Source organism: Marinobacter sp. Hex_13 (assembly GCF_001566815.1).
In the GTDB taxonomy this organism is placed as follows: Bacteria; Pseudomonadota; Gammaproteobacteria; order Pseudomonadales; family Oleiphilaceae; genus Marinobacter; species Marinobacter salarius.
Genome location: NZ_LSMM01000020.1, coordinates 1 through 9,666 on the forward strand (window position 1 = coordinate 1; position 9,666 = coordinate 9,666).

The window sequence follows — 9,666 nt, forward strand, 5'->3', positions numbered from 1 at the left end:
TATTGCGGCACTGAACGTGTTCAACGCCCTGTTCATGGTGGTCAGCGCCATCATGGGCGTAATGATGCTGGGCGTGATCGGCCTCAGCATCCCCGAGTTCTTCCTGGTACTGGCCATCATGAACCTGATTGTGGCGGGCTTTGTGTACCAGCAGGTGCCCGAATTCGCCCTTCGATTTATTGTCTGGGTGCTTTCCCACACTATTTACCGGGTACACCACGAAGGCCTGAATCGCATTCCCGAGGAAGGACCGGCACTGCTGGTCTGCAACCACGTCACCTACATGGACGCCCTCGTGATCGCCGGCGCGATCAGGCGGCCTGTCCGATTCGTGATGGACTACCAGATCTTTAAAACGCCGGTACTCGGCGCGATTTTCAAGCTTGCCAAAACCGTTCCCATTGGCTCCCGCAATCGGGTACCGGAGATCTACGACGCCGCCTTCGAGCGCATTGACGAAGAACTGGACGCCGGCCATGTCGTCTGCATCTTTCCCGAGGGCCGCCTGACCTCCGACGGTGAGGTAGCCACCTTCCGCGGCGGCGTGGATATTATCCTGGAGCGACGCCCGGTACCAGTCGTTCCCATGGCCCTGCGAGGCCTGTGGGGCAGCTTCTTCAGCCACTGCGGCGGGCCTGCGTTGAAACATCTTCCCAAGCGCTTCTGGTCGCGGATTGAACTCATTGCCGGTGAGCCAGCAACCGCGCAGGAGGCCAATGCGGAAATGCTGGAAGAAAAGGTCAAAGCCCTGAGGGGCAATCACCGCTAGGCATCCCCAAAACCGACTGGTTGTAATGATCTGAGCGACTGCTACTCTTTGACTATCATCAACTTCTAGTGCGACCGATCGATGACGGTGTTGTGAACCACCCCCGCCATCCGGCCAGCACCTGCTTTGGTGGATGGACAGATGTTTAAGCAGGGATCGCCCAAGCACGATCGACGACTCATTCGGTTGATCAGGCAGCTATTGAGTCACCTCTACACTACCCTTACCAGTGCGCTGATGGCCTGCGCCCTCGCCTTGCCGCTTCAAGCCGACGAAGCGGCTCCGACCATCAGGCTCACCAATGGGCACTGGCCTCCCTACATGGAAAACACACCACCTCATTACGGGGTCATTTCCCAAATCGTCACCCTGGCCTTCGCCAAGAAAGACATTCCCGTATCCTATGGCTTTTTCCCTTGGTCCCGCGCTCGCCTTCTGGCGGAAAAAGGCCGGTGGGACGGTTCAGTTGCCTGGACCTGTCGAAAGAAATTACTAAAGCATTTCCACTTCAGCGACCCAATCGTCGCCCATAACTACGCCCTGTTTCATCGCACCAGCATGGATTTCGACTGGGAAGACGTAAAAGACCTGGAGAGCTATCGCATAGGGCTGACCCAGGACTACAACTACGGCGAGGAATTCGAGGAAGCCGTCGCCGCCGGCACCATCAGTGCCGATGTCACCACCTCCGACGAATCCAACTTCCGCAAACTTGCGGCTGGCCGAATCGACCTGTTTCCAATGGAGCCCGCCGTGGGCATGGGCATGCTGAAAGAGCTCGGCCTCAGCGGCAAGATCACCTTCCACACCGCGCCGCTGCAATCGGATTACTTGTACCTGATCCTGTCCAAACAGGTGCCAGAAAGTGAACGGTATCTGGAGAAATTCAACGAAGGGCTCAGTGAATTGCGAGCGTCTGGCAGGCTGGAGGAGTTGATTACAACCTCACTGCCGGATTTGCCGGCTAGGTATCTGGTGGTGGAGGATGAGGTTCAGTGTGTGGAGTGAGGTCGACTACAATGCCTTTCCAGATTGGTCGAACACGAACGATCGTTCACAAGCCGGTACAGAATTTTCTGATATCGCTACTTAGCCGCAGATGCAATTTGCCAGCCCGACGCCACTTTGACAATGTCACCCGATGCAATGAGAGCATCAACACAAACCAGAATTTCGTCATCCGTTGGGCTCTCAAATTCCGCCCACTGAATAAACTCCGCAATGGTTCTGAGGTTTATCCAACTTGGTGCGTGGTATCTAAACGCATCTAAAACCAACTGTTTTGCTTCCTGTATACTCATCATGAAGAGCCGCCAATTGATCATAGATTAAAGTATTCACATCTCTAACAGAAACCTTGGATTCATCTAAGATAGATACCTCCTTCCTTGTCCAAAACACAAACGGAAAATTTTCGCTCCCGTTATTTTCTGATAAATATGCCCACTCTTTCTCACAGCACGCTAGATTTATTACAAGTATTCTAAAAATGCACTTGATCAGCCTTTGCACTTCCGGCAAACGGGGCCTGCCTCCGTTGAGCAGCCCAATCTATCTTGGCCAAACTGCTGGTCGAATTTCTCTACAATTATAATTCTGTGGATTTTTATTAATGTCATTAACGAGCCGATCGATATAGTCTGGTTCAGCTTTTAACTTATTCACCTCTGCCTCCAGTAGCTTAACACTCATGTCATTTTCTGCTGCCCCATACCTGATCATTACCGTCAGTATCCAAGCGTCTCTATCCTCAATAAGTACATAGATCCAAGGCTTTTCAGCAATTACGTTCACTATTTCCCTATAATAGAAGCTTAAATTTACACTTGTTATACACACAAAACCTAATTATTAATATTCACCAGATCATTTATAAAACTCTTTTTTTATAATCTTCCCGTTATTACTATCTATTTCACACTCAAAAGATGAAAACGAACACGCCTTAAGAGGATTTTTCTGGGAAATTTTCCAGTAAACATCGGATTTTTTGTTTGTAGGCAACTCCGCTTCCCACAACATGTGTCCATTCATTTTTAGTCCTATGAGGTTTCGAAACTGGGCCACTGTACCCATATCAGAATCTGGATCAAGGAGAACAACTATGACTCCGTACAACTCATACGCTTCCACAATGCCATGAGATAACTGAACAGACTTCCCATCAATATTTATGATAGACCCTGAAAAACTTATCGAAGTCATTGTAGTGGCTCCCCTGGCCGGAAATTCACTATCGGAATCCGGTCTAACAGTTCAAATTGCTCGGCTCCACCCCGCCTATCGGGAAAGGTGTCATCTGCTTGTATTGGTGCGGCTCTTGATCTCCGCAACCTTGTCCCTGCCGGAACCAATACTTCCTGAATCATATCCGCATTATTCATTCGGGGCAGCGCTAACGCCTCTCTCGCAAAGGCACTGCTATTTGGCTTGACGGCGGTGAGGAAGCCACCAACAGTTCTATCACCAGAAAAAACCCGATAGTAGACCTGGTCGGAATCAGTGACGAACTCACGAACCACACCTGCTTCATTTGGAGTTCGATCTGTTACTGGCTCGCTTATCGGAACTTCAGGCCCCTCATCACGAGCATCAGGAACCCCACTATCTGAGCCTCCATTCCCGCCTGATTCCGGCCCGTTTTTCGGCTGCGACGTCAACCCCAACGGATCCACCCACCCCGTAGGATTAGGCACATACTGGTAGTTATTCAACCCACCCGCAAGCCCAATCGGGTCCGGGGTCAAGAAGCGCCCGGTGTTGGGATTGTAGTACCGGTGGCGGTTGTAATGCAGGCCGGTTTCCGGGTCGTGGTATTGGCCCTGGAAGCGGATCGGGTTGTCGATTTCGTTGACCAGGGCGCGAACAACGTTGCCGTAGGCCCGGTAAGTCACCGACCAGACGAGGTCACCCTCGGCGTTGGTGAGTTCCTGGGGTGTGCCCAGGTGGTCCAGGTGGAAATAGTAAATGCTGGCCTGTTCGGGGCCGCAGCCTTCTACCAGTGCCAGGGGTTTAAAGGTATCTGGCTCGTAGACGTAAGTGCGGTACTGGTCGCCGGTTTCCTCGGCGATCAGGCGATCGCCCTGCCAGAGGAATTCGGTTCGTGTCAGGCCGTTGGTTTTGACGATGCGGCGGCCGAAGGCGTCGTATTCGTAGTGCCAGGTGCTGCCATCCGGTTTGGTGACGCTGCTCAGGCGATGTTCGCAGTCGTAGGTGTAGCGGGTGACCAGTTTCTGGTCCCTACCACGGCGTTCTTCAGTCAGGTTGCCGAATTCGTCGTATTCGTAGTGGCAGTCACCGTGCATGGTGAGCCGGTTGCCGCGTACGTTGGCGGTGTTTCCACTGGCCGGGCTTTGGCTTTGTTCCAGCAGGTTGCCGGCTGGGTCGTGGATCAATTGTTCGTAGAGGTCGCCTCGCACGCCAACCAGCCTGTCCATGGGATCGTAAACGTATTCCCGCAGGCCTTTGCGGCTGTCCTGAATGGCCTTTAGGTTGCCGTTTGGATCGTACTGGTAATCCCGCTGGGCAGCGATGTCCTTGATGCGGCCCTGGTGCACCCGGTGCTGGGTCAGACGGCCTTCTTCGTCGTAGACATAGGCACTCAACAGGTCGCCCTGTTGGCGTTCGACTTCCTCGCCGGTGGAAGCCATGCGATGGCGGGTTAGTTGTTTTCCGTTGAGGTCGATGCCAGACAGAAGGCCAGTTTTATCATGCTGGTAGGTCAGCGACTGACCATCCGGGAGCACCATGCCGCGCAAGCGGTCCATCTCGTCGTATTGGTAACGAAGGGTCGCCCAACCCTGGTGCTCCGTTTTCAGTAGGCCGAATTCATCGTACTCAAAGGCCAATGGCCAGCGCCCGTCATCCACAGCGCTCAGCTTACCGTCGGCGTTATAGCCGTACTGGATTTCACGGCCGTCTGGCAGCACTTTTTTCAGTAGTTGACCGAGCTCATCCCGCTCGTAGGCCGTGGTCTGCAGTACGTCTGTGGACGTGCCGTACTCAGCTTTTTCGATCAGGTGACCGTTCAGGTCGTACTGGTAAGCCGTCCTGTGACCGTCGAAAGCCGTTTCCTGTTTGACCAGACCATTCGGGTAATAGTCGATGCGATACTCTTCACCACGTTCGTTCTCGATGTGGGTGAGCAGGAAACGGTGGTGATCATACCGGTAGCGCAATTCGCTGCCGTCCGGGTTAATGCGTCGGGTCAGCAGGTGGAGGTTGTTGCCGTATTCGTAGCAGGTTTCCCGGCCCTTCTCGTCAACAAAACGCGTTACTTTGTTGTAGTGGTTGTAGTGGTACTGTCGGCGCCGGTTGCCAGAGAGAATTTCGTCCGTCACCCGCCCCAGGCCATCGTATTGATAACGGGTAATGGCGCCACGGGCGTCTTTCTTGGCCAATAACTGGCCAAATTCATCGTACCGGTATTGGTAGAAAGCACCGGTGGGGGTGGTTTCCTCGATCAGTTGGCCGTGGTTGTTCCAGCCCCATTTGTGGGTTCGGCCATCGGGCAGGTTTACCTGAGTTAGCTGGCCCTCGGGGTTGTAGCTGTAGCGGGTAACCCGTCCCTTTGGATCGGTTTCGCGGGCGAGGTCACCGTGCTGGGTATAGTCGAACGCCCAGGTCTGGCCGCTGCGGTGGATTTCCGCGATCCGCCCTTTGCGATAGGTGAAGAGAACAGGCTGGCCGTCGGGGCCGGTTTTACCCTGCAGGCGTCCGTTGCTGTCGTATTGGTACTCGGTGCGGGCGCCCATGGGGTCAACGGTGGCCTGCAGGCGGCCTTTTTCATCGTACTCGCTGATGTGTTTGGCACCGTCCGGGTCGATCTTTTCCTGCAGTTGCGCTGCACCGTCGTATCGCCAAATCTCCTTGCTCCCGTCGACGTAGCTGACGGTGCAGCTGTGGTTATCGTCGTCCCACTCAAACCGGGTATCAATCTGGGCACTGTCGCCCCATTGGTGAATGCAACGCCCTTTGGGCGAGGCTTCGTCCCATTCCAGATAGAAGCTGTATCCGCCAGCAAGCTGACGGCTGGTCAGCATGTGGTTGTCATAACCGTAGCGTTCGATACCACCGATCGCATCTTCAGCCGCGATCAGGTCATCACCGTCATCGTAGCTGTATCGGCGTTCGGTCCTCAGCGCCTGCCACTGGTAACCGGTGTCGGTCAGCTTACGTCGCAGGCGGTTGACCGCTTTGAGATAAGGGCCGTCAAATTCGAATGCGAGGGCGTCTCCAGCATCACTGACCACTCGCTCCAATTGGCCGTGGAGGTCATAGCCAACCTGCAGTTTGTTGCCGTATCGATCGGAGATCTGCACCAGCACACCACGATCCCCCTCCCGGCGGAAGTGGTAGCGTGGTGCTTTCTCCCCGACGCAGGCAACAATCTGCTCGCCGTCTTTCCAGGCGGCCATGCCGGTCTGAGAGTTGGTGCCAAAGGGGGTGCTATCCAGCTCAGGAAGACGGGTATTCTTACCTTCGTGGTCATGCCAGGTGATGCTGTTGCCGTCAAAGCTCAGGCCATGGTTCAGGCTATGGCGCCAGCCGTAACCCATATCCAGGCGCCGATCACTGCTGCCGGAGCGATACACCCGCTTGAATTCGAAGGGCAACGGGCCGCTGAGGCGCGCATCTGTCAGCTCAAGCACCTCTTCACCAGTAACCGTGCTGATCGGGTCTTCCACGCTTTCCGTGGATTCATTGTCCTGCGTGACCCGGCCCTGATCGGTTTCAGAGGGTGATGGATCATCCCGGACCGGAGCCTTGCTGGCCTCACTGGCGGCAGCATGATCACGGCCTCCAGCCTGCAAGTTCACAACCTCGTCATCGTCAGCAATCTGCTGATACATCGCATTGCGGTTTCGAACGTCCGGACCGGGCTGGGTGCTGGACGGGTTCAGGCGGCTACCGCCGGCCACCTGGATGGCGCGGTGATTGGTACCGATATCCTCCATGAAATCCTGGAACTCCCTGGCAAACTGGCCAAGAAATTCCCCGAGAATATTTTTGTTGGTGCGTGCGCCATCCGCCACGTTCATCGCACCTGCAACCGCTTTGCTGCCAATACGGACACCATACTTGGCTGCCAGGCCGGCACCTCCGGTGATGATCAGCCCAACCACTACGTCGAACAGGATCTGCCCAACCAGCTCGCCCGAGACTTCAGCTACCTGAGTGGGTGACAGAAGCCTGAAATACTGACGAACGGTGTACATCACCAGGAACAGGAAGATCTCGTCGTTAGCCACAAGGCACGCCTTGAGATAGGCATCGTCGGCTTTTTTCAGCGTCTCCATCTGTTCCTGAAGATCGTCTGGCAGGTTGCTGAAGTCGTAATCCAACAAACCGCAGATTACGTCGTAGATACGACGGATATCATCCAACACGGCGGTAAAGCCATCCGCGATGCCTTCCTGAAGACGGCCGTAAACGGCCAGCGACTGTTCCGTGGAGCTCATTGACAGATAACTGTCCCATTCCTGGCGGGCGCCGCTGTTCCAGGTGCTTTCAAGCAGAGCGCAGCAACGGTCTACGAAGCTCTCGTAGGTTTGATAGAGCGCATCCATCTCCGCCTGGGAGACATCGGGAGACATCACCACCCGGTATTCCTTTCCGGGAGTGACCGGCACTTCCGCAAGGCCATTTTCATCCGTGGTGCCGCTGTGAATCGTGTCCCAGCTATCGAATATCCATCCGGTATTTTCCTGAATCTGGAAACGCGTGGACGGTATCGGGGTCTTGCTCACGTTCTCATGGAAGTGGGCAATCTTGATTTTTCGGGTTTCCTCGCAAGGCGCAACGGTGGACGAGACAATCTCGTTTTCACTGACGTCCTCACGGTTGTTCTCACCATTGACCTCCAGAACCTGTTCATGCCCCATGAAGATCGATGAGAACCAGCCGTCACGCCAGTCATCGTAGGAATTGGAAAGGGATTCCCGAAGTTCCCGGGTAATGGCATTGATATCCGGAAGTGCGCCGGATGTCTGTTCTGAAGCCTGAAGAGCCGTCCGTGACTCGATCATTGATTCATCCTCAATCAGTGTGCGCCCTGCAATGCCTCACGCATCAGAGCTTCGTGTATGGTTTGCACGTGTTCCGGAGACAGCTCGGTGATGGCGTCACCGCTGGTCAACCGCCGTAAATGACGTTCAACTTTCTGGCGGGCGATGGGCTCAGGATACCGAACCAGGGGCGTCTGCTTTTTCTTGCCAAGCGCCGAAACCGTATTGTCCACCAGCTGACCCCAGCACAGGGCTGCAATTTTCTTCAGAGCTTCGGCGGGCAGAACAAACCATGGAAACTCTTCTACAGGTTTGGCGGTATCCGGGGCACCCGGGTGCTCAATGACCTCGCCTCCAGGCAACACCACGGTTGCTATCGGCCCCATCAATTGGGCGCGGCATGTCTCATCAACGCTTTCCAGAATCGCGCCAAAATACCGTGCGTCCCAATAGCGAAAGAACACCTCTTGTCGGTCTGGCAGGAGAATCTTGGTCAGGCTGCGGATGTGGCTGAACACCTCCTCCAGCGTGGCGTTACTCACTAATCCCCAGCCCCAGTCGGCACTGTCGGATTCGTCGATCCAGCCCAGGAATGCGCTTGTTTCCGTTACCTGTGCCAGGAATGGCATGACTTCGTGCCACCCCGCGTATTGAGTGCCCTGAAACAGCGGAAGGGCGGTCAAGCCATCCATGACGTAAAAATGACGAACGGGCTTCGAAGCACTGGTGCCACTCAGTACAAGATAGATGGCGCTTTCGGGCCCAGCCTGCTGACGAACATCGTCAAGACATGTGCAAAAACCTTGCGATTCAGACATCACACACCCCATTTCGACACTTCACGCACTCTTCACAGAAAGGTGCATCCGACATCAGGTTGTTGAACTGTGGTGCGGTGAGTGGCACTTCGGGCAGCGCTGCTGGCTCAATGGCCTGATGGACCAGCCCCTCCAGGTTCTGGGGCATTTCCGCCATCACCACGCCCTGCCCGGAACCACTGCCCGGTGCCCCACCAGAGTTGATCTTGATACCGGGCCCCGCCAGCGTCACGCCGCTCGGGTCCAGTTTCAGCAGGCTGCCACCGGCGGAGATGGTGAGTTCTGCACCCGCGTCCAGCACCACTTTAGCGCCTGCCTTGTGGTGAACTTCGGTGCCCGCTTCACTTAGCGTGCCCTGGGCGGATTTCTGGTGGAAAGTGCCACCGATGTTCTGACTGCAGTCGCCGCCGACTGTCTGTCGCTTCTCACCATCCACAGTGCAGTGGTCGCTGCCCTTGATATTGCTGAACTCGTTGTTATCCACCGTTCGGTGGCTTTCGTTTTTAACCACCTCGGTGCGGTTGTTTTCCGTCAGCAGGTCCAGGTCTTTCTGGGCGTGGACGTAGATCTGTTCCTTGTCCGCTTCGTCCTCGAATCGCAGTTCGTTGCTGCCCTCACCCTTGTGGGTCTGGGTCTTGAGAGTGGTTCTGGTCTTGTGCTCCGGCAGCGCGTACGGCGGGGTGTTGGTGGCGTGGTAGGTTCTTCCGGTAATGATCGGCTGGTCCGGGTCGCCGTCCAGGAAGCTGACGATGACTTCGTTGCCGATTCGCGGCAGCGCCATGAAACCATACTGGCCCCCGGCCCAGCCCTGGCTGACTCTGAGCCAGGCGCTGCTGTGTTCGTCATTCTTTGAGTAGCGATCCCAGGGGAATCGCACTTTGACGCGCCCGTGTTCGTCGCAATGGATCTCTTCGCCCTTAGGGCCGGTGACAATGGCAACCTGGGGGCCGTCCATCAACGGGCGATGCTCGACCTGGGGCCGCCAGGTGCGGTCCGCGGGGATGGCGTTGAAGGCGTTGTGGTAGGTGGTGGCGCCGTTGTTGCCATCCTCTTCCAGGGCCTGGGGTTGTTC

General features: G+C 55.6%; 6 protein-coding genes. 2 read left to right on the plus strand and 4 right to left on the minus strand.

The features are described from left to right. Together AXW11_RS04465 and AXW11_RS04470 are read left to right on the plus strand one after the other, a co-directional pair. Positions 1-769 (plus strand): 1-acyl-sn-glycerol-3-phosphate acyltransferase (locus AXW11_RS04465; protein WP_286791934.1); only part of this gene is annotated, 769 nt, incomplete at its 5' end. Positions 770-910: 141 nt separating this feature from the next. Further along, complete coding sequence (locus AXW11_RS04470; protein ID WP_052479543.1) at positions 911-1,777, plus strand: substrate-binding periplasmic protein; 867 nt, start codon at positions 911-913, stop codon at positions 1,775-1,777. Between the two features lie 858 nt (positions 1,778-2,635). Here AXW11_RS04470 and AXW11_RS04475 read toward each other — a convergent pair. The 4 genes from AXW11_RS04475 to AXW11_RS04490 all read right to left on the minus strand — a co-directional run. After that, positions 2,636-2,974: a DUF7957 family protein gene (locus AXW11_RS04475; protein WP_036206075.1), complete on the minus strand. Its 339-nt coding sequence runs from the start codon at positions 2,972-2,974 to the stop codon at positions 2,636-2,638. Beyond that, positions 2,971-7,797 carry an RHS repeat-associated core domain-containing protein gene (locus AXW11_RS04480; RefSeq protein WP_228301246.1) on the minus strand — a complete coding sequence of 1,609 codons (4,827 nt, stop codon included), beginning with the start codon at positions 7,795-7,797 and terminating at the stop codon, positions 2,971-2,973. The genes AXW11_RS04475 and AXW11_RS04480 overlap by 4 nt, the downstream gene beginning before the upstream one ends. 14 nt (positions 7,798-7,811) lie before the next feature. Then, positions 7,812-8,594 carry a DUF4123 domain-containing protein gene (locus AXW11_RS04485; protein WP_041335116.1) on the minus strand — a complete coding sequence of 261 codons (783 nt, stop codon included), beginning with the start codon at positions 8,592-8,594 and terminating at the stop codon, positions 7,812-7,814. Beyond that, positions 8,587-9,666 (minus strand): type VI secretion system Vgr family protein (locus AXW11_RS04490; protein WP_286791939.1); only part of this gene is annotated, 1,080 nt, incomplete at its 5' end. The genes AXW11_RS04490 and AXW11_RS04485, both read right to left, overlap by 8 nt.

What these genes read in the sequence shown, in the direction of transcription:
- AXW11_RS04470 (WP_052479543.1), top strand. Translation starts at nt 911, where the DNA reads ATGTTTAAGCAGGGATCGCCCAAGCACGATCGACGACTCATTCGGTTG.
- AXW11_RS04475 (WP_036206075.1), bottom strand. Translation starts at nt 2,974, where the DNA reads ATGACTTCGATAAGTTTTTCAGGGTCTATCATAAATATTGATGGGAAG.
- AXW11_RS04480 (WP_228301246.1), bottom strand. Translation starts at nt 7,797, where the DNA reads ATGATCGAGTCACGGACGGCTCTTCAGGCTTCAGAACAGACATCCGGC.
- AXW11_RS04485 (WP_041335116.1), bottom strand. Translation starts at nt 8,594, where the DNA reads ATGTCTGAATCGCAAGGTTTTTGCACATGTCTTGACGATGTTCGTCAG.